Raw genomic sequence first — 21,113 nt, forward strand, 5'->3', positions numbered from 1 at the left:
CTCACGTCCTACATATCGATGATAGTTCAATTCCAATTAGCCGGGGTCAGGTTGAAGAGGTTTTCGCAATTAGATGGAATCCGCGGACTCGCTGTGGCATCAGTTGTTGCCTGCCACCTTGTTCAGCTCCTCCCCATCGGGATCGGCAGGAATCTGCTCGTAAGCGCAGTGTATCGCCTCTTGATCCCGGGTTGGCTGGGCGTCGATGTCTTCTTCGTATTGTCGGGCTTTCTAATCACAGGCATCATCCTCAAGGAGCGCGCTCAGCCTGATTTCTGGAGCAGTTTTTATCTCCGCCGAGGATTTCGGATTCTTCCGGCATTTTTTGTTGTCTTCACTTTGACACTAGTTGCAGCTCACTTCTTCCTTTCCGCGATTCATTTATCGACAATCTATGTGCTGATGGCTACATTCTTTCTTGCCAATTGGGCACCCAATCAGATGCCATTTCTGATCCATATCTGGTCGCTGGCGGTTGAAGAACAGTTCTATTTTTTGTGGCCACAGGCTTGCACGCGTTTGAACAACGGCAAGATCTTCAAGCTTGCCCTGGCGTTGGCTTCATGCAGTTTATTGCTTCGCATCTGCTTGGCTTTTGCCCACGTCAATTCATACACTCTTTACGAAATCACGCCCACTCGGATCGATGGAATCTCGCTTGGTTCGGCGCTTGCTGCTGGAATTACGTTACCGCGCGTTCACCTCTTCCTCACGCGCTGGTGGCGTCGCATTGCGGTGATTGCAGCGGTTGCACTCCCGGTAGTCTTCGCCCTCCTCGGTGGAAGGCTGAACGGATTTGAAGCAAAGAGCCAAATGCTCGCAATTCCGCCGATGATCATTCTCACTGCGATGCTCGTCTTCGGGGCAGTGGAATCGGCGCTTCCCCCAGCGATTGGGAGACTCTTCGATAACCGAGTGATTACTTACCTGGGGAGGCGGAGTTATGGACTCTATCTCATTCATGAGGCGATTAGAGGGGGCATCGATGAGAGCCGCAGCCATGGCATGCTTGCTGCGCTGCCGTCTGGCGTAGGCGTCAACGCAATGCTGGTTCTTTTTGTTCTCGTGGCATCGCTGATCTTGACGGAAATCTCGTGGCGCCTGATTGAATCTCCGGCGCAGACTTTGAGGCTCAGGCTTATGCGCAACAAAGAAGACAGCACTCGAGTCCTCCGTCCTTCAGAAGAATTGGAGATCGCCCAGTTAGTGGAAGAGAACCGTTTGCGCACCCCGACCCAATAGCCTTCCGGCTCTCATGCGAGCCGGAAGGCTAAAGACGAGCAAGTGAAGTCCGCACAGTTCGCGTATGGATGATTTATTGGACTAGAGCGCATACGCGGGTGCTGAGATAAGCGCAATCGAAGACCCTTCGTTGGCGACATTCACGGTCATCTCTGCTGTAAATGCGCGTTTCTGTCTGCCAGTATGACTTCTCCTCAGAACTGGAAATACAGGAACGAGGCGCTTGCGTCGAGCATAAGAATCGCAAAGGCAAACAAGCCTGTTAACGCTATGCACCAAACAGCGGTGGGCCGCCAGGCGAGCTTTGGCAGCAGGCTTGGCAGTCGAACCGTCTCGGGGCCGACCTGACCGAGAATCTCCTGCGTATTCGGAAGAGCCCACACGGCAAAGAGACAGAATGCAACGGTAATCAATGCTCCCGCGGGCGTTCGCAGCATTGGAGAAGAGCTTGGGATTTCGTGATTCCAGGCGCTGCCCAGGTAGGCTGGACCGGCTCCGTGAAGACCGACCATGGTGCTGAGCACATACATCGCATCATGGACGTTGTTCGCCCGGAAGAACACCTGCCCGACCAGGACCGCGAGGAATGTGATCACGACCGCAACTGGCACGGGCAGTTTGCCGTGAAGACGGCTGCCCTTTGGCGTAAACAGGCGCCATGCGTGGTTGATGACCAGATATAGCCCATGCAACAGGCCGAAGATCAGGAACTGCAATCCCGCTCCATGCCATACTCCGGCGATAAACATGGTCGCCATCAAGGGGTAGAAGACCATCGGAATGAAGCCTTCCAGAGTGGCTTGCGCCTTGCGCGAGACTTTCTTTCCCTTGTCCATGCGGCGGCTGTTTACGCTGCGGAGAATGGGTGTATAGAGGTACTCGGCCAGATAGCGCGACAGCGTCATATGCCAGCGCGTCCAGAAGACGATGACGCTGGAAGACTTGTAAGGCGAGTCGAAGTTGAGCGGGAACTCGATTGAGAACATGCGCGCCAGGCCCAGCGCCATATCGGAGTAGCCTGAGAAATCGAAATAGAGCTGCATCGCATAGCAAAGCAAGGCGAGCCATGTGGAAGCGAGCCCGAAGCTTGCTGGATGGGCATACAAGGCGTTGGCCAGCGGTGCAACGCGGTCGGCCACCAGTACTTTCTTGATCAGACCCATGACGAACCACGAGAGACCCAGCGCAACGTCGTCCAGCCGCAGTCCCTTCATCCTGCCTTCTTCCAACTGCGGCATGATCTCGCGCGGATGAATGATCGGGCCAGCGATCAGATGCGGAAAGAAGGTTACGAAGACCGAATAAGTCAGTGGTCCTTGTTGCTTTGCCGCTCCCTGGCGCAGGTCGATGAGGTAGGCGATCTGCGTGAAGGTAAAGAAGGAGATGCCCAACGGCAGGATGACCTGTCCGAAGTCATGCTGAATCAGACCATATTGACGGAAGAAGCCCAGCAACGGAAAGAGATACTTGAACCAGCCAAGGAGCACCAGATTGGCAGTGATGGCCGCGAAGAGCCATCGGCTACGCGCAGGCTCGCTTTTCTTCTCATCCCCGACGGCGAGTGAGAACAGGAAGTTGAGTGCGATGGACGCTGTCAGCAACAGCAGGAACTTGGGATTCCAATAGCCGTAAAAGAATAGCGATGTGAGCGCGAGCCAGACCAGCAGAGCACGCCGGCCAACATAACTCAACAACTGATATCCAATCAGGCTGATGGGCAGGAAGAGAAAGATGAAGGGACCGGAGGAAAACAGCATCGTTTCAGCGGACTCCTCTGGTCTGTGCGGCTTGCAGACGTTCGTTGATCTGGTCCGCAATCATGGTTGAAAGTGGCACGGAGCCTATTGGATTCACATGGCGACCGCCGCTGTAGAAGTCGGGCACAGGGAGCGCGCTGATCTGATTGTCGATGACGCCTGAGAGTTCGCGCGGATAATACTTCAGGCCGGGATCGCATTCGGAGAGGAGCATCGAGTCGACCAGCACAGTGGTGCCGTTGACGGCATACTTCGAGCGGAGACCGCTCACCCATGCCCGATTTGGCGGGCTCAAACGCGGCAGATTCGCGCAGGATTCCGGTGTCATCGTGTGATCCTTCAATGCGGATTGGCCGTGCGTCTTGAATCGCAGAAGTTTTGTCTCCGGGGGAAGAGGCTTGGCGACGACACTGTCCATTGCCCAGCGCGCGCCATGAATAGCCCAGGAAAAGAAGTCTTCGGGATGACGCATCAGCGCAACCATGCTCAACAATTTGTTTGGTTGGCGAAAGCGATACGTCACCGCTTCAAAGGTGGAGACCTGGGTGTTGCTGCGCTGACTTTGCGGATCGAGGTCTTCCGGCGCGTACAGGAAGACGAGAAACTGAGGCGCGGGATTGTGTTCGAGGAATTGGTCCAGGACCATGGTGCCATTGATCATGGTCATGCCCTCGGTCTCGCCGATGTTGCAGGTGCTCAGCCCGGTGCGCTGTTGTATCAACTCCGGATTGACGCCGATCATGGCCGTGGAATCGCCGTAAATCGTGATGCGGCAATCGGCATTGCGAAGTTGTGCGCCATAGCCGAGGGTCATCAGAAACGGATCGCCCGAATGCGCGGCAAACCTCTCGCTCGGCACAACGAGGATTGCGAACACAATAATCAGGATCGGAATCAGAACCAGTGGTGCGAGATAGAACAAGAGGCGAAAGCGGCTGTGGACCGGTGCGGGGGCAGGGATTTCCCCGCCTGTATCGTGCTTGATGTCAGATGCGACCATCGTCTCCACTCTGGCATTTAAGGTTGAAATGGCGGGCTCGTTGGTGGTGCCAATGCCCTAATTATAAAGGAAAGGCCAATCCGGCTGAAGCTTTCCAGGCAGTATGGCGGGCCGAACGATTTCTGCGTCCAGTTGCGTCGGGCATTATTAGCAGCCGGGCCGGGTTCGTTCCCAAACGCGATCAGATGCTTTCAGTGTCCGAACCGCGCCGGCTGTGGTATACGTTTTCACATGCCGCGCTCTGTTCAAAAACCTGCCTTGAAACTTGACCTGAAATTCCTGCTGAATCTGCCTCGAATCGCCTTGCTTGTTTCCGCCGCTTTCACCGCGTTGCCGATGGCGCATGGCCAGGCCCTGGCGCCTACGCCGCCGATGGGCTGGAACAGCTGGGATGCCTATGGGCTGACGATCGATGAGACCGACTTTAAGGCCAATGTCTCCGTGCTCGCGGGAATCCGGCAGTTTGGCTGGCAATATGCAGTGATCGACGAGGGGTGGTACATGGCGGACCCCTTTGGCGGCACGCCCGAAAAGGAGAAGTTTCAACTCGACGCCGACGGGCGGCTGATTCCGGCTCTCAATCGCTTTCCCGACGCGGCGAACGGGGCCGGGTTGAAGCCTCTGGCCGACTGGGTGCATGCGCAAGGACTCAAGTTCGGCATTCACCTGATTCGCGGAGTGCCTCGGCAAAGTGTGCGCGAAAAGCTGCCCATCGCCAACTCGCAGTTCACCGCCGCAGATGCGGCCGACACTGGCGATGTCTGTCCCTGGAATGAGGATAACTACGGCATTCGCGACAATGCCGCCGGGCAGGCCTGGTATGACTCGATGATTGCGCTGTACGCGAGCTGGGGTGTGGATTTCCTCAAGGTCGACTGCATCTCCGACCACCCGTACAAGCCAACGGAGATTCGCCAGATCGCCGAGGCTATCAAGAAGACGGGCAGGCCGATTGTGCTGAGTCTTTCGCCGGGACCGACGCAGCTCGAACATGCAGCCGAGGTCGGTCAATACGCGCAGATGTGGCGCACCTCCGACGATCACTGGGATGTCTGGTCCCATGTACGGAAGACAGGCGAGAGCGAGTTTCCCATGGGCACACTACAGGCCTTCGACCGCCTGGCGGCTTGGCAACCGTACATTAAGCCAGGAAACTGGCCGGACGACGACATGCTTCCCTTTGGCTCACTGACGCCGCATCCTGGTTGGGGCGAGCCGCGCGAGTCGCGGCTGACGCATGATGAGGAACGAACCGAATTTACGCTATGGGCGATTTCGCGTTCGCCATTGATTCTAGGCGCAAACCTGACCAAACTCGACGATTTCACCCGCTCGCTGATTACGAACAAGGACGTGACCGAGATGAACCAGGCGATTGCAGGAAGCAGCGACTCGCCCGCGCATGGACCCGGCGTGCGCATCTGGACTGCGACTACGAGCGGCGGCCATCCAAAGGCGTATGTCGCGGTCTTCAACGTTAGCGATGCCGCTACGCAGTTTGATCTGGCTTGGCCGACGTCTTCTGTCCAACAGCCGAAACACGTCTACGATGTCTGGAATAAGAAAGAGTTGCCCGCGACGAGCCGTGTGCTGGTGAAGCTGGCTCCGCATGCGTGTTCCCTCTTCCGCCTCGACTGATGCCGATTTTTCACGGCCGCGCGGTACGAAGCAGCGGTTCCAGATCTTTGGCGGCACCATGGCCATGCCAGCAGATTTGTCCCGATGCATTCAGCAGAACGACGTATGGATCTTTATCGGCGGTCACGCTGAAGTAGCTGCGCCAGAGCTTGTCGTCCTGCGTAAGCACGAGGAAGTTGTCCTGCTCGGCTGCGGAGATTCCCTTCCGCATGCCGCTCTTGATCATGCCGCGCATAAAGCCTGGAGCCCGCTCCAGCATGGCCACTTGATAGACCGCGATTCCCGCAAGCGCCGGATCGCTGCGAACGGCCTTAGCCCATGCGCCGCATCCATCGCCCGCTTCCCTGCTGAAGCAGGCAATCAGGACAACCGCGTGGCCACGTATGGCGTCAGACAGCTCGATGCGCTTGCCGCTCAGGGTCTCACCGGCAGTGGACGGCAGCCCCTGCGCTTGGCCGGACAGAGCGGCCAGCAGTATCAAACCGGCGACGAAGAGATTCGACCACTTCTGACCGAGATTGACGGCGATGGGGGTGCGGCCTCGCATGGATCTCAAATTTGGGTGGGTGGGGTGCTCAGTCCAGGCTTTCAACCGTACGGGCTGCTTCTGCGGAGTGAGGGGAGGACGACACTCCCGGCACAAGACATTTCGGCAAGCCGTGAAATGCACCTTACCGTATGCGTACCGTATTGAAGGAATGTGAAATTTGATCGTCAAGCTAAGCCTTTTTTTGTTTGATTTATGGTGGGCGCTGCAGGATTCGAACCTGCAACTTCCACGGTGTGAATGGCCCCCTAAGTCCTTGTAAGATCACGCAAGCATCAGAACCAGCGTATCGCATAACGTATCGCGTTTGGCAGATGCATTCGTACCCAAAAACGCAATCAGGGCCACCCTCACTGCAAAAGGCTTAGAAGCCATGTCTTCGGTCCAAAATGTAAAGTATCTATTGATCGTCTCAGGCGTTCCGTGCCGTTGAACGCAAAGCAAAATGCCAGAGACACGATGCTCTCTGGCATTTTGGGCTGCTGGGAAATTTCGGTTCTGCTATCGGAGCTAAAAGACGTATTTTGCTGAGAACTGCATTTGACGCGGTTGCAAGAGTAACGCGCTTCCGCCGCCGATGTAGACGCCAAAGTTGGCGCTGGTGCCATCTGTTTGCAGGGGATTTGAGGAGTTGCCGGACGCCTCGGAATTGAAGCGGTTGGTGTTCAGAACATTGAAGACTTCCACAGACAGACGCAGTTGCTGTTCGCGGAAGACATGGAAGTTCTTAGCCAGGCCGTCGTCGAGAGAAAAATACCCGTCAGCGCGATAGTTGTTACGCTGTCCACTCTCGCCAACGTAGGCGAAGCGTAGATTTGCATGCGCCTGTGAGGAACTGATGCCGTTGAGCGCGGTTTCGACCTGGTTGAGAGGATCGTAGTGGTGTCCGCCGGTGGGGATTTTGCCGATGGCGACCATATTGCTGGAGAAGGCGAAGTTGGTTCCCCAGTTGCTTGCGGCAACGGCGCTGAAGGGGAAGCCAGTGCTGTAGTGTACAAGGCCATTCAATTGGAAGCCCCCGATGATTGAGCCGAGCAGCCTGCTCTTATTGAAGAACTGAGCGCCGTGGCCGAATGGAAGTGGGGCGGTGTAGTTGGCGGTGATGTTGTGGCGGACATCGAAGTCGGACGGGGCGTACCACTGGTGAGGCGAAAAGGTGTTGATGACCGGACTTCCAGAGGAGCCGTTGCGCTCGGGATCGGAGCCCTCGTCCATGGATTTGGCGTATGTGTAATTCACGTCATATTCGAAGCCGGACTTGAGGGCTTGGCGGATGGATAGCTGGAGAGCGTTGTAATTGCTGGTCCCGGTGCTGGACTGAGCGTAAATGGAGGATGTCTGGGGATAGAAGAAGCGGAAGCTCTGTCCACCGGGCGAGGCGGTCGAATCTGTGTCTGCGGCAAAGAGCGCATTGGTTTCGTTGCCACGGTTGTTGGCGAAATAGGCGTAGTAGGCCTGGGCACCCTTGTAGCCATTGAAGGTGAAATTGGGGAAGACATTGTGGAAGTAACCCGTATCTGGAACAGTGGAAGGATCGACACCAGCGTCCACCATCTTGTCGTACGCAGTTGCAGCCTGGAAGTAATACTGGCTGCTTCCGGGATCGTAGAGATTAGTGGGCATGGCGACGTCAAGGTTCTGGATCAGGTGACGACCGAGGCGTCCAACGTAGGACGCGGTGACTGTCATATTGCGTGGGAATTCATGTTGAACGGACAGATTGAAGGCTTCCGCGTAGGGAGTTTTCTGCTTTTCGTTGATGCTGTAGTCGAAGGTAAACGGGCTTTCAGCGGGCGTAAATGGAAGCTGCAGCGAAGTGGTGGCTCCGGCGACCAATGGAACGCTGTTAAAGCCGGTGAAGCGGGGATTTGAGTTGATGTCGGTAAAGGTCTTGAGGTTGGTCTGCGAGAGCGACAGCAGCGACTGTGGATTGGACTGGTAAGAGTCGATCACGCCTTCGCCGAAATGATCATAGGCAAGCGAGAAGCCACCGTGGGTAGCTGTTTTGTTGTCTTTGGTGGACCAGGCAAAGGCGAAGCGTGGAGCGAAGTTTAGCTTCTGTGCGGTCCAGAAGTTGGGCTGGCCGTTGGGAGAGCCAGAGGCACGGAAGGAAATATCGGTGTCGTATCCGGTGCCCTCATTGGCAGCTGTGACGCGATTGGCGAGGAAGGTATTGAGCGGGATGGTTGGCGCGATCTGCTGGCCATCCTTTTCATAGGGAACCCCAAGATAAACGTAACGCAGGCCGAATGTTAGAGTGAGCTGAGAGGTAGCTTTCCATTGGTCCTGGAAGTAATATTCCTGCTCGACGTTGCGGAATGTGTGAGACGGGACCACACCGGCCGCTTGAGGCACAAGCTTGTTGCCCTGTACGCGGAACTCTGTTCCAGACTGGGATGTCTCGATCGCTCCGACGTTGGCGATGATGGCCTGATTATAGAAGTTAGAGAAAGATGCGGAGACTGTACTGCAATCAACGCAATTGAATGCTCCCGGATCGAGGCTACCGCCCTGGTTGGCAATTGCAGCAGTGGCGAGAAGGTTTGGACTTACATTGGCATAGGAGAGCAGTGGCGCATCGAAGTACTGGCCGTTGGAGATTAAGTAGATGTTGGTGCCGAACTGGAGGGTGTGTCTTCCCTTGACGGCGGTGAAGTCATCTGAGAAGTTGTTGGTGGTAATGGCAAAAGTCTTTGTTGTAGTTTCGGCCGTCAAGGTTGTGAACGCGCCGAAAGAAACATACGGCTGGTTGAATGCCGCGGTTCCGCGCGAGGCATTGCCGAGACGAGTGAATCCATAGCGCGCATTGTTGGTCATGTGGTCGTTAATGGACCAGACGTGACCTGCGGCGATGCCTTTGTTGTTCCCGTAGACCTTGGAGGGTGCGGGCAATCCGGGAAACTGGAGCGGGGTTGCCTGGTTATCGTTTTGAAGATTCCCGCGTGCGAAGAATGTCTGGCGCGAGTTGATGTTGTAGTCGAGGCGACCGATGTTGGTGATCTGAACGAGCGGCGCGGGTGACGTGAAGTTATAAGTTCCAGTGTTATATCCGTCTCCGGTAGCGTTGGAGTTTGCCTTGGGAAATGTATTGAAGTAGACGACAGCTGCGGCATTGGTTGCCGGGGCATAGCAGTACGTGGAAGCGCAGGCGGAGTCTGATGCACGGCCATCCAACGTTGCAATTTCGGCTGGAGTAATGGTCTTGTATGTAGTTCCATTCTGACAAGTGGCTGAAGTCGGGCAAGCCTGATAGGTAACATTGCCGGTAATCAGGCCGATATCATTTCCGCCTGCGACGAAGACGGAGGGGACGGTCTGGGAGACGAGAATATCGCTGGCCTGGCGGAATCCCTCGTATGCGCCAAAGAAGAAGAGCTTATCTTTCTTGATGGGAAGACCGAAGGACGCACCGTAGGTGTGTTCAAGTACCTTAGCGGCGATGTTGGGCTCACCCGAGTTGAGTTCGGCTTGCTTGTTGAACCAGTTGTTGGATGTGGTGCCGGGATCGCGGTAATACTCATAGGCGCTGCCATGGTAGGCGTTGGTGCCGCTCTTGGTGACAAGTGAAACCTGTGCTCCGGAAGAATGGCCGGCATCCGCGTTGGCGTTGGTGGTCGTGACGCGGAACTCTTCGACGGAATCGCGCGTCGAGCGTAGTGCGCCGTTGAAGGCGTAGCCGAATACCTGATCGTTGTTGTCCACGCCATCGAGGGTGATGTTGGTTTGGTCCTGGCGGGCTCCGTTTACGATGCCGGTGCGAGGGTCCTCGTTCAATCCGCCAGTTTGCGCCCCGCTGTCGAGCGCGAGCACTCCAGGCTGCAGTGAGAGCAGGTACGTAACGTTATTTGCGAGGTATGGGAGGTTCTCTACCTGGGCGCTGTTGAAGGCCTTTCCGAGCGTGGCGTCGCTGGTGTTGACTTCAGCCAGGTTGGTTTCGACCGTGACCGTTTGTTCGGTGGCACCGATGGCTAGCTTGACGGGCAGTCTAACAGGAGTGGATACGAGCAGTTCCACCTTTTCATCCTGCTCGGCGAAACCAGCGGCAACGATCTGGACTTCATATGTACCCGGTTGTACTTGTTCGAAGGAGAACTCGCCTTTGGATGACGACTGCTTAGTTTGTTTACTGCCGGAAGCCAGATTGGAGATCGTAACAAGGGCTTCGGAAATCACCGCACCCGTGGCGTCAGTCACAGTACCCGACAAAGAGGTGGTGTTGGTCTGTGGATAGATCCTCGAAGGACACAAAATGGCCAACAACGAGATTGCGATTAGTGCGGTGCCATATCTGACGAGGCGAGTCTGCATTCACATTCTCCGGGAAAAAGGTTAGAAAGACGGGGTGCGCTGTAAGAGCGAATGAGTTCGCACCATTGATCTCGAAAGCTGAGAAGCCGCGTGGCTTATTGTCCTGTAACTTCAGCAGGCTGTCTTCACGTACACCACGGGCCGGTCCTCGGATGAGGACTGCCGTCAGGAGTAAGTTAGTGCTCCGCTTATTGCGATAGTCCTAAGACGGTCAAGGGTTACGGGGAATAGATGGAATGAACCTATGATGAGGTTTACATATTATCGTCGTGAAATCCATAGAGATAAAGAATTACGATCTTCAGGACAAGATCGCTTTATATAGACGCAATGTGTCCGCACACAATGAATCTCTCGCATCCCGAGCGGGATGCGAGAGAGATACTAATTTTGTGGATGCCAGATTACTTAGGCTGATTCCACTTATCGCGCTGTTGCTCTTCCTGGGTATGCTTGTAGACTTCTTCCATCGTTGTGCCGAGTCCGTGATCTTTCGGCGAGAGTGGCCAGATGGTGAAGTCGCGCGTGGCTAATCGATGGGGAGCGATGCTCATTGATTTAAGTCCATCTTCGAGTTCGAGCAATGTGCCGAAGGTGAGATCGAGAGGATGCTCGTCGGGGTGGTAGATGGAGCCAATCGGAAAGTCGAGAAAGGGCGTGCGGGACTGCTCGATATGGTTGCCAAGGATATGCGCTATGGGTTTGCCTTCACTGAATTTGATGAGGCGCTCGGTGCTGGCCTTGAACGCGGCGAAGTCGCGGATGTAAAGGCGGCCGGGATAAAGGCTGTCGCCGGTGAGCAGGATGCCGGTGCGGCGATCGTAGAGTGCAATGCTCACGATGTCATGCCCGGGAATCGGAATGATGGTGAGCACGCGGTTGCCGAGGTCTACTTCGCCAAGATCGTTGGGCCAGGAGGCGATGTGAAAGAATGCCTGCGTCTCGGCAATCTTTGCAGGGATAAAGGTGATCGGGATGGCGGGATCGTTGAGGGCCTGGATGGCCGAGTCACCCCAGGTGTGGTCGTCGTGCGAATGTGAATGCGTCACAATGACGGGGATGCTGGCGCGATGATTGCGCTCGAGCCAGTTATGCACGACTCGCTGAAAGGCGGGCGCAAGATTGCCATTGCGTGAGCCCGTATCCCAAAGCAGGCCACGGTCCTTGCCGAAAAAAAGAAAGAGGAACGGCATCTCCGCATCGGTGCAGCCGGATTGGCGAAGGATGTAGAGATCGGGATTATATTCGTGGACTTGCCACTCGGGTATCTCCATGCATTTGGGGCCGCCTGTCATCCACTTCTCTGGCAGTACTCCACGCTCAAGATCGCCGCCGTTGGGTTCGGGGAATTGCGCCTTGGCGCTGAAGGCGACAATGGACATGAGTGCCAGGATGATGAGCCGAAACTTCATGTGTTCCTTTCTGGATTGTGGGTGCTGAGATATTAAAGAGGTGTGGTGATGAAACGCGCTGCTCTCTTCGATGGAGAGCAGCGTCTCTGGTCGTGCTTTGGAATAAATCAGGCGATGATGTCGTGGATGACGTTGCCTGAGACGTCGGTCAGGCGATAGTCGCGGCCGCTGTAGCGATAAGTGAGCTTGGTGTGGTCGATACCGAGAAGATAAAGGATGGTAGCGTGGATGTCGTGAACGTGCACAGGCTTATCGATGGCTTTCCAGCCGAATTCATCGGTAGCTCCGTAGGTAAAGCCTTTCTTGATGCCGCCGCCGGCGAGCCACATGGTGAATCCGTGTGGGTTGTGATCGCGGCCATTGTGGGTTTGGCCGCCCATGAACCCGCTGCCCATTTCGACGACCGGAGTGCGGCCAAATTCGGAGCCGGCAACAATGATCGTATCGTCGAATAGGCCGCGGGCCTTGAGGTCCTTGATTAATGCGGCGAAGGGCTGGTCGGAGTCCTTGGCGGTCTTGCGATGCATTTCGATGTCGAAGTGATGATCCCAGGGATCGCCTTTTGCGTAATAGATCTGGACAACGCGGACACCTTTTTCGATCAAGCGGGCTGCGGTGAGACATCCGCGTGCGGTGCTTCCTTCACCGTACATCTTGAGGACAGCGTCGCTTTCCTTGCGGACATCGAAGACATTGGGAGCTTCGGTCTGCATGCGGTATGCGGTTTCCATGGCGCCAATGGTGGCTTCGAGCTGGCCATCGTGCGCTGCGCCTGGAGCGGTCCTCATGTTGAGCTGATCGAGTTGTTCGAGGAGGTCGAGTTCCTTGCGCTGCTGCTTGAGATCGAAGCCTTCGTTGTGGATGTTGGCGATAAGCTTTTGGGGATCAAATTCGGTCTTCTCGACCTTGTCGGAGACGTATGTGCCCTGATGGACGGCGGATAGGAATGCGGAACCCCAGAGCGGCGGACCGACGGTGGTTGGAACTTCGGGGCAGAGGACGACGAAGCCGGGAAGGTTCTTGTTTTCCGTGCCGAGACCGTAGGTCATCCACGAGCCCATCGAGGGGCGGCCGGCAAAGTTTGCGCCGGTATTCATCATAAGCAGGGCCGGCTCGTGATTGGGAATCTCAGTAAACACGGAGTTAACGAAGCACATATCATCGACGCATTCGCCGAGATGGGGGAAAATCTCGCTGACTTCCTTGCCCGATTGCCCGTACCGCTTGAAGGTGAAAGGCGACTTCATGATGGAACCGGTCTTACGTTCGTGGGCAAGATCGCCACCGGGCATGGGCTGACCGTGATACTTTTCGAGAGCAGGCTTGTGATCGAAGCTGTCAATCTGCGAGAGACCACCATTCATGAAGAGGAAGATGACGTGCTTGGCGCGAGGCTTGAAGCCGGGCTCATCAATCATCCAGGAGGCCTTGTTTGTTGGCGCATCGGCACGGGCAATAGTGTCGCCGAGCAAGCTAGCGAGTGAGAGCATACCGAAGCCCGCGCCCATCTTGCAGAGAGCTTCACGGCGGGTGATCGGCTGAGAGGCGGGCTTATGGAACATTCAATTCTCCATCCGGCGGTAGGTTGTGACTTCGCTAATGTTCGAATCAGTCGAGGAATTGAAATTCGTTGGAGCTGAGCATGATGCGCGCGTACTGACGCCATGCGGTGATTGGCTCTCCCGCAACGGCATAACCGGCTCTTTCAGGAGTAGTGCTGAGAAACTTGAGGCCGAGTTCAAGCTCTTCGTCACTCGGCTTGCGCTGGAAGACGAACTGATAGAGCTTGACGATGCGGTCTTTGTCTGTGGCCTCGGAGTGGACGCGTTCGGCTAGAATTCCAGCCTGTTTATAGACGAAGAGATTATTCATGAAGTAGAGCTGCTGCAGCGGGACGTTGCTGGAGAAGCGCTGCTCTGAGGTGAAGTTAGGATTCGGGAAATCGAAGATCTGGAGATAGTTGTTAAGGCGATAACGGCTGACTTTGCAGAAGACGGTGGGCTCAGAGTTATCTTCGGAGAAGTCGGATGAGGGACCGGAGGTCTTCTTGGTATCCAGGTCCCCGGAGACAAAGAGCATGGTGTCGCGGATCTCTTCGGCATCGAGACGCTGGCGATTGAAGTGGGAGTAGAGGCGGTTAGCGCCGTCTTTCTCGTGGGCTTCGGCGGATTCGGCGACAGAGGTCTGATAGACCGCAGAGAGCATGATCTCGCGCTGAAGTTTCTTGATGGAGCGGCCGTTTGCGACAAATTCATGGGCTAGGAATTCGAGGAGCTCGGGGTCAGTTGGCTCTTCGCCGACGTAGCCGAAGTTATCAGGAGTGTTTACGATGCCGGAGCCGAAGTGCCATTTCCAGATACGGTTAACGATAACCCGCATAGCAAGCGGGCTGGAGGCTATGTCATTAGCCAGTTCGAGACGTCCGCTTCCATTTGAGTAGGGCTTGGTGTCCCTGGCGGCGAGGACGGTGAGGAAGCGGCGTGGGACAGTGTCCCCAAGGGAGTGGGGATTGCCGCGCACGTTGAGCTTTACGTCCTGAATCAGCGGCTTGTCGGCCATGCCATGAACGTAGGGATAGTTTTCGGGGCCAACCTTCTTTTTGAGATCTGCGATCTCTTTTTGCTGGGCTTCGATGTAGGCCTGCCGGATGGGCCCGAGGCGGCTGGCCAGATCCCAACCTGTGAAAACGAGGATGCCGGGAACGAATTTGGTTTCCTGGTCGCCGGAGCGAGTGACGAAGAGGTCGCTGTAGAGTTTGGCCTCGTCGATGGGAATGGTCTTAAGTTCGAGGGCACAACCAGGGCAGAACTGATCATCGGTTTCGAATTCGCTAGGCTTGGCGTCGTGAACACGATGTCGGGGAACGTCGTTCTTGTCGCGGACGATCTCGTTCTGCTCTTCAACTTCGCGATCGTGCTGCCGAACGCGGAGGACGAGGCGCTGGAAGCTCTCGGCGAGGGCTTTGGCTTCGTCTTCGGTGCCGCCGTCGGCGGCGAGCATTGCCTGCCAGTCCTTGAGATAGTCGTATTGAACCTGCTTGCCCGGGGTGAGGTAATCGACCCAGCGGCGCAGAACTTCGGAATCGAGCTTGGCCTTGGAAGCGGCTTCTTCGACCGTGGCCTTGGGCTTGCCGAGGACGTTCCACGCGGCAACCATATAGCTCGCGGATTGATTGGCGAGAGCATCGGCGAACTGGCGGGTTTCGGTGCGGGTGTACTCCTGGTAATCGATCTGAAGCTTTTCGAGTTTAGCCAGGTTACTTTCGTAGGCAGCGGCCTGTGACTCTGAGACGGTCGAGTATTCCTTATAGGTGGAGTTAGCGAAGATGCCGATCATCGCGTAGTAGTCTTTCTGCGTAATCGGGTCGTATTTATGGTTGTGGCAGCGGGCGCAGGCGACAGTCAAGCCCAGGGTGCCGCGAGTAACAGCATCGACGCGTTCGTTGCGCTCATCAGCGCGGCCCTGGATTGGCTCGGCCTGGTCCCAGACCCAGGGCCCGGCGCCTAGAAAGCTTGTCGCGGTGAGGTAGTCTTCCTGATCCTGTTTGGTCTTTGCAGGGATCTTGTCGCCGGCGATCTGGAGTCGGAGAAACTCGTCGAAAGGCATGTCCTGATTGAAGGACTTGATGACCCAGTCGCGATAGCGATAGGCGCCGTTGAAGGGCATGTAGCCGCGTCCCTTGGGATCGAGTCCTCGTACGTCGTCTTCAGCGTAGCGGGCGACGTCGAGCCAGTGGCGTCCCCAGCGCTCGCCGTATTTGGGCGAGGCCAAGAGGCGGTCGACGAGGTTCTCCCAGGCCTTGGGAGACTTGTCATTTTCAAAGGCTTCGACTTCTTCGGGGGTCGGCGGCAAGCCGGTGAGGTCGTAGGTTGCGCGGCGAATGAGCGTGCGCCGATCTGCCTGCGCGGAGGGCTTGATGCCAGCGTCGAGCATCTTGGCGAGAACGAACTTGTCAATCGGGGTCCTGGCCCATTTGGCGTTTTTGGACTCGGGAACGGGAACGGGTTTGAGCGGCTGGAAGGACCAGAAGGCGCGCTGCTTGTCAGTGATGATGCCGGTTTTGACAGAGGCGGAGAAGACGGTGCCAGGCGCGCTCTTGGGCCAGACTGCACCGTGCTTGACCCATTCGGTGAGGTCGGCGACTTCCTGCGGGGTGAGCTTGCCGCCTTTGGGCATTTTGAGGGCCGTGGTCTGGTGGACGGCGGTGATGATGAGGCTCTTGTCGGGGTCGCCTGGAACGATAGCCGGGCCGCGGCCGCCACCCTTGAGAAGAGCTTCGCGGGAGTCGAGCTTGAGACCGCCGGAAGTGGCGTCGCCGTGGCAGCTCAAGCAGTTATTCGCGAGGATGGGCCGGATGTTGTTTTCGAAAAAGTCTGCGTCGGACAAAGCGCCCTGCGGGTGGGGCGCAGAGATGGTTACAGAGGTGTTGACAACTGCGGGCTGGGACTGTGCGACCGGCGCGACAACCGGTGTCATAGGCGCGGAATCAGCTTTGGCCACAGTATCTGTTGATGCGGATGTGCCTTTGGCTCCTGCTTTGACCCATTCGACGAGTGTATTGATTTCGGACTGCTCAAGGGAGTGCTTGGGCGGCATCTTCAGCTTACCTGTTCGGCGGATGGCGTTGATGAGGATACTGGTTTCGGGGTCGCCGGGGATGATGGCGGGGCCGCGGCCGCCGCCTTTGAGAATGGCGCCGTAGCTATCGAGACGAAGGCCGCCGGATTGAGATTCCTGGTGGCAGGAGTAGCAGTTGTCGTCGAGAATGGGCTCGACGCGCTGAGTGAAGAACTCAGGCGTACCGGGCGCGGGCGATGCGGCCTGCTGAGCACGAACCGGGTCGGTGACGGATACCGTGACGGAAGCGGTGATTAAGACCGCCGTTGTGGCGAACAGGATGGGGGTTCGGCCTGAATTGATTGCAAGCCTCATAGCGAATCTCCGCGTAGCAAAGCTTCGTGGAGAGGTTGCAATTCGTCTTGCCGGGAGGAGGAACCATAGGCCTGAGCCTTGACGAATTCGCGTAGATCCTGGAATTCGGAGCTCTGCTTCCTGATCGCGATTGGATCACTGGATTGGGGCAATGGCATATCAAGAATCACGTTGCCTTCCTGACAATTGTCGCGATGAGCTCCGAGGACAACCAGACGCGTACCAAGAAGTAGTGCTTCCGAGGTATTGTGCGTTACAAAGAGTACGGTAGGCCGGGTTTCCTGCCAGATCTCGCGCAGTTGTTGCTGAAGACTGGCACGAGTTGAGGGATCAAGAGCGCTGAAGGCTTCATCCATAAGCAGGACCGGTGGCTTCATCATGAGGGCTTGAGCGATGGCCACGCGCTGCTGCATACCTCCCGATAGCTGATGGGGGTACTTATTGAAGTCGGCTGCGTGCAGGCCCATGCGCAGGAGTTGGGCTTCGGCCTCCAGGCGCAGGTTTCGGCGAAATTTCCAGAAGGACGGGAGCAAGCGACCTAACCAGCCGCAGAAGGCGTTCTCAGGACCATACATGACGTTTTGCATCATGGTGCGATCGGGGAAAAGCGAGTATTTCTGGGGGACGTAGCCGCAGCGGGAATCGATCCGCGTGACCTGCTTGCCATCGACAACGATGGAGCCGCTGGTGGGAAATTCCTGGCCGAGGACAAGGCGAAGCAGTGTGCTTTTGCCGCAGCCGGTTTCACCAAGGACGGCGACGAATTCGCCGGCGAAGATGTCGAGATTCAGTTTGGAGAGGACAGTCTTGCGGCCGCTGGAGGCGACCGGGTATGAGACTGAGACATCGCGAAGGGCAATCTCGACCGGCGCCGACTGCTTCTCCATGCGTATCTCCTTCACCAGGACTTTGGCGGCTAGCACCATGGATGTAGCCTCCGATTGGCGACGCGGAGCAAGACATCCATGCCGAAGAGGAGGACTGCGACCCAGAGCAGATAGGGGATGATGATATCCATGCCCATGTGACGACGCATGATAGCGATGCGATAGGCGAGGCCGTCGGTGGAGGCAATCATCTCGCCTGCAAAGAGAAAGAGCGCGAGGGGCTTGAGGTTCAAACGAACGCTGTTGATGACCTGCGGCAGGATCTGCTTGAGGATGACACGATAGGCGACGTCGAGATTGGAGGACTTGAGGGTGAATGCTTTGACTGCCTGCTCACGCGGAACGGATTTGGCGATGTTGTAGGTGTCGAGCATGAGCGTAGGTCCTACGCCGATGACCATGAGCATGATCTTGGACCACTCGTCGATGCCGAAAACGATGAAAAGAATGGGCAGCAACGAGAGTGCGACTATCTTGTCGAAAAAGAGGACGAAGCGCAGAAAGAAGGCTTCAGCGTAGGGAAAAACAGCCATATGGAGGCCGATGAGGATTGCCGGGACCAGCAAAGCGATGGCGATGAAGAAGCGGCGGGAACTGGAGATAGTATCTTTCCACAGCATGCTGTGGGTGATGCGTTGATACGTGGTTGCGCTGGGGTCGAGGGCGTCATCTTCTTCAGCAGGTTCGAGGACGGAGGCCTGGATTCCCTGCCAAAGCTGTGCGCCGGAGGGAATGACGCGATCTTCTGGGTTTTCCTTGTGGCGGATGACTGAGAAGTGTGTGTAAGTGAAGATGCCGACAAGGAACAAGACCCAGGAGAGCGATTGCGTCCACAATCTGCGTGGGCGGCCCTGGATGTCCACGATGTGGCCGATGACAGGGATGGTCGACATAGCTTACAGCTTCCCCTGTTCTGCCATGCGCATGTATGTCGAATCCATGCGGAGGCGGACGCGGTCGCTCTTGCCTTGCACGGAGCCGTCTGGATAGCGAATGGCTACATCATTGACGGAGGCGATGTTTTGGCCGAGCAACTGGTGACGAAAGCAGAACTGGCGAACGAGATCCATCTTCTGCTTGAGCGTAGGGCTTTCCGAAAAATCGACCGCGGACTTGGGGGTAGAGAAAAGGTAGGTGGTTCGCAACTGTTCTTTATAGGACGCTACGCTGTCTCCGGAGGCTGCGGCGCTACCGGAAATGGCTGCTTGCGAAGCGGCACCGTCGGCGGCGAGCTGTGCCAAGGTTTCATACCATGCTCCGGTGATGGCCTTGGCGAAACGCGCGCCTGACCCATCGGGACGACTGAGAATGTCGGTTCGGACGACAAGGAGATCGAGGATTTCGCCTGGGATCCTTGAAGAATCAAAGAGAGGCTTAACGTTGCCTCCCTGGGCGAGGATCTGTGAAACAAGGGGCTTCCATGTAACGGCGACTTGATTTCCCTGATTGCCGAGAAAGGCGCCAACGAGGTCGGAGTCGCTGGTGTTCATGAGGCGCAACTGCGGAATCTGGGAGCTGAGGCCATTGAGGTCCATGGCGCGCTCGAGCAGGTATTCTGATACGGTCTTTTGCACGAGCATGATTCGCTTGCCGGGAAGTTGCGCAAGGGTGAGGTTGTTGCGGGCGAGGACGGCATCGTTGCCGTTGGAGTAATCGCCGACGATGAGCGCGGTGGAGTCGACGCCAGCGGCTGCGGGCATGTCGAGCGCTTCCATGTTGGTCATGGTGCAGGCGTCGATGTTCTTGCCTACGAATGCATCGAGAGATGCGGCATAATCGAAGCGCTGTACCTTAATGACAACGCCATATTTATCTGCCCAACGCTTGAGGATGCCCGACTTAGCCATGTAGAAGTAGGGGTTCCAACCGGCATAAACCGACCAGCCAACGGTGAATGTGGGAGCGGCAGCGTGGGCGGGAGTGGCGGAGAAGAAACCCACCGAGAGAAGCAACGCGAGAATCGGGGCCAGAGCTGGGGCAGTTGGCCTCGTCAGGATTGCATCGGGCAATATTCGAAAGGCTCTGATGGCCTTCGCAATCCAAAGATTTTGAAAATAATCGAGGATACTAGAAATAGTTCTCTCATGATTGCGATTATGCATACGAGTAAGGTATCGCAACCTCTTATGAAAAGAGGATATATATAGATTTCATTTATGATGGCCATAAAAGCAAATCGAATTGATAGGCTGTCGCCACGTTTAATGCTGATTTCGTGCGCGCCGCAATAGGAATTGGCGGGTATGAATGCCATTGCAAGAGCGTGCGCGCATATAGCTATGTCGTGTGTTTCGTACTAAGGACGAGGGCTGTGCCTGGGGCAGGAATCGGAGCACTACCTCAGGCTGCAGGCACTCGCAGTCGCCAAACCTTGGCTCCGGTCAGGAAGGTAAGCCAGACCGAACCGTGAGCGTAGCGGATGCTGTCACCCCCTCGCCCTACCCACTGTTGGACGACCTTATTTTTCGCGGGATCGATGCGGGTGATGGGATAACCGAAGACGGTGGCCCACACTGATCCACCACCGTAGGCAATTTCTCCCCCGAGGCCGGGAATGCCGACGGGGATGGTTGCAAGCAGCTTGCCGGTCGCCTCATCGACGCGGGAGACGGTGCCGTCGCCTTGATTAAGAACCCAAACTGATCCTTCACCTACAGTGAGAAAACGAGGCTTCGGGCCGATCGGTGTGATGCCAATGACCTTGTTGGTTGCTGGGTCAACACGCACAAGCGAATTACCTTCATTGCTTGCGATCCATACGGAATCGCCTGCAAAAATAGGGTTAAATGAGCCTTTGGGGATGGTGATTCGTGCCACAACTGCATTGGTTGCCGGGTCAACCCGGTCCAGTTCGCCAGCAGCCGAAGTTACGAGCCACACGCTTCCGGCGCCGGTGGTGATGCCGCCCTCCGAGTCCGCAGGGGCGGCTGGAATAGTGGCTTGAATCGCGCCTGTTTTGGGTTCGGCACGGACGAGGTTGTGCGAGCCGCAACTCGGGATCCAGAGACTGCCAAAGCCAATGGCGAGGCCCGAACACGGCTTTTGCAGCGTGATCATGGCGTCAGGCTTGTTGGTGGTGGCGTTGAGCCGGACGACGTGGTTGACGCTTGAACTGGTGACCCACAGGGCATCGTCGGTGACGGCGAGCCAGTCCGGGTGACCACTGACCAGAAAGACCGCGTCAGGGACGATTTCGCTCATCGGGTGCTGCACGCCAGGCTCGAGCGCGCCGGTCTTCTTGGGAAAGCCGTCATTGTCTTGCGCTACGCAAGACAATGACGGGAAGACAAATATCGCGAAGGCAAGAGTGCACCGGCTGATAGATCTGAGTTGCTGAGACACAGCGAAGACGAGGTGAGATAGATTTCGCATGATTGAGAATTACTCTAC

Annotated in this window: 13 protein-coding genes; 2 read left to right on the forward strand and 11 right to left on the reverse strand. The window is 56.5% G+C overall.

The features are described from left to right. Positions 1-18: 18 nt before the first annotated feature. The gene (locus OHL23_RS15765) at positions 19-1,242 is read left to right on the forward strand and encodes an acyltransferase family protein (RefSeq protein ID WP_263352867.1); all 1,224 of its coding nucleotides are present in this window, start codon (positions 19-21) and stop codon (positions 1,240-1,242) included. A gap of 194 nt (positions 1,243-1,436) precedes the next feature. On the opposite strand, the gene OHL23_RS15770 is transcribed toward OHL23_RS15765, so the two are convergent. Together OHL23_RS15770 and OHL23_RS15775 are read right to left on the reverse strand one after the other, a co-directional pair. Beyond that, complete coding sequence (locus OHL23_RS15770) at positions 1,437-2,999, reverse strand: MBOAT family O-acyltransferase (RefSeq protein WP_263352868.1); 1,563 nt, start codon at positions 2,997-2,999, stop codon at positions 1,437-1,439. Between the two features lie 4 nt (positions 3,000-3,003). Next, entirely contained in the window at positions 3,004-3,999 is a 996-nt protein-coding gene (locus tag OHL23_RS15775; RefSeq protein ID WP_263352869.1) for a hypothetical protein, read from the reverse strand. Between the two features lie 258 nt (positions 4,000-4,257). Here OHL23_RS15775 and OHL23_RS15780 point away from each other — a divergent pair, with 258 nt between their 5' ends. Continuing rightward, complete coding sequence (locus OHL23_RS15780) at positions 4,258-5,637, forward strand: glycoside hydrolase family 27 protein (protein ID WP_263352870.1); 1,380 nt, start codon at positions 4,258-4,260, stop codon at positions 5,635-5,637. Positions 5,638-5,647: 10 nt separating this feature from the next. Here the strand turns inward: OHL23_RS15780 and OHL23_RS15785 are convergent, their stop codons facing one another. The 9 genes from OHL23_RS15785 to OHL23_RS15825 form a co-directional block, all read right to left on the reverse strand. Further along, positions 5,648-6,184 (reverse strand): hypothetical protein, encoded by a 537-nt coding sequence (locus OHL23_RS15785; protein ID WP_263352871.1) that lies wholly within the window; start codon positions 6,182-6,184, stop codon positions 5,648-5,650. Between the two features lie 510 nt (positions 6,185-6,694). Next, positions 6,695-10,492, reverse strand: a complete 3,798-nt coding sequence (locus OHL23_RS15790) for a carboxypeptidase-like regulatory domain-containing protein (RefSeq protein WP_263352872.1) — start codon at positions 10,490-10,492, stop codon at positions 6,695-6,697. A 404-nt stretch (positions 10,493-10,896) separates the two neighbouring features. Continuing rightward, a complete protein-coding gene (locus OHL23_RS15795) occupies positions 10,897-11,904 on the reverse strand; it encodes an MBL fold metallo-hydrolase (RefSeq protein ID WP_263352873.1) in 1,008 nt (335 codons plus the stop codon). Between the two features lie 107 nt (positions 11,905-12,011). Next, positions 12,012-13,466: a DUF1501 domain-containing protein gene (locus tag OHL23_RS15800; RefSeq protein ID WP_263352874.1), complete on the reverse strand. Its 1,455-nt coding sequence runs from the start codon at positions 13,464-13,466 to the stop codon at positions 12,012-12,014. 46 nt (positions 13,467-13,512) lie between these two features. Then, positions 13,513-16,836, reverse strand: coding sequence for a PSD1 and planctomycete cytochrome C domain-containing protein (locus OHL23_RS15805; protein ID WP_263352875.1), 3,324 nt, complete (start codon positions 16,834-16,836; stop codon positions 13,513-13,515). Beyond that, on the reverse strand, positions 16,833-17,762 hold the full coding sequence (locus OHL23_RS15810) for an ABC transporter ATP-binding protein (RefSeq protein ID WP_263352876.1): 930 nt from the start codon (positions 17,760-17,762) through the stop codon (positions 16,833-16,835). The genes OHL23_RS15805 and OHL23_RS15810 overlap by 4 nt, the downstream gene beginning before the upstream one ends. Next, complete coding sequence (locus OHL23_RS15815) at positions 17,753-18,616, reverse strand: ABC transporter permease (protein WP_263352877.1); 864 nt, start codon at positions 18,614-18,616, stop codon at positions 17,753-17,755. Before OHL23_RS15815 ends, OHL23_RS15810 begins: the two co-directional genes overlap by 10 nt. A 3-nt stretch (positions 18,617-18,619) precedes the next feature. Continuing rightward, on the reverse strand, positions 18,620-19,732 hold the full coding sequence (locus OHL23_RS15820) for a putative urea ABC transporter substrate-binding protein (protein WP_263352878.1): 1,113 nt from the start codon (positions 19,730-19,732) through the stop codon (positions 18,620-18,622). Positions 19,733-20,063: 331 nt separating this feature from the next. Next, on the reverse strand, positions 20,064-21,095 hold the full coding sequence (locus OHL23_RS15825) for a Vgb family protein (RefSeq protein WP_263352879.1): 1,032 nt from the start codon (positions 21,093-21,095) through the stop codon (positions 20,064-20,066). Positions 21,096-21,113: the final 18 nt, after the last annotated feature.

This window comes from Acidicapsa acidisoli (genome assembly GCF_025685625.1).
Lineage (GTDB): Bacteria > Acidobacteriota > Terriglobia > Terriglobales > Acidobacteriaceae > Acidicapsa > Acidicapsa acidisoli.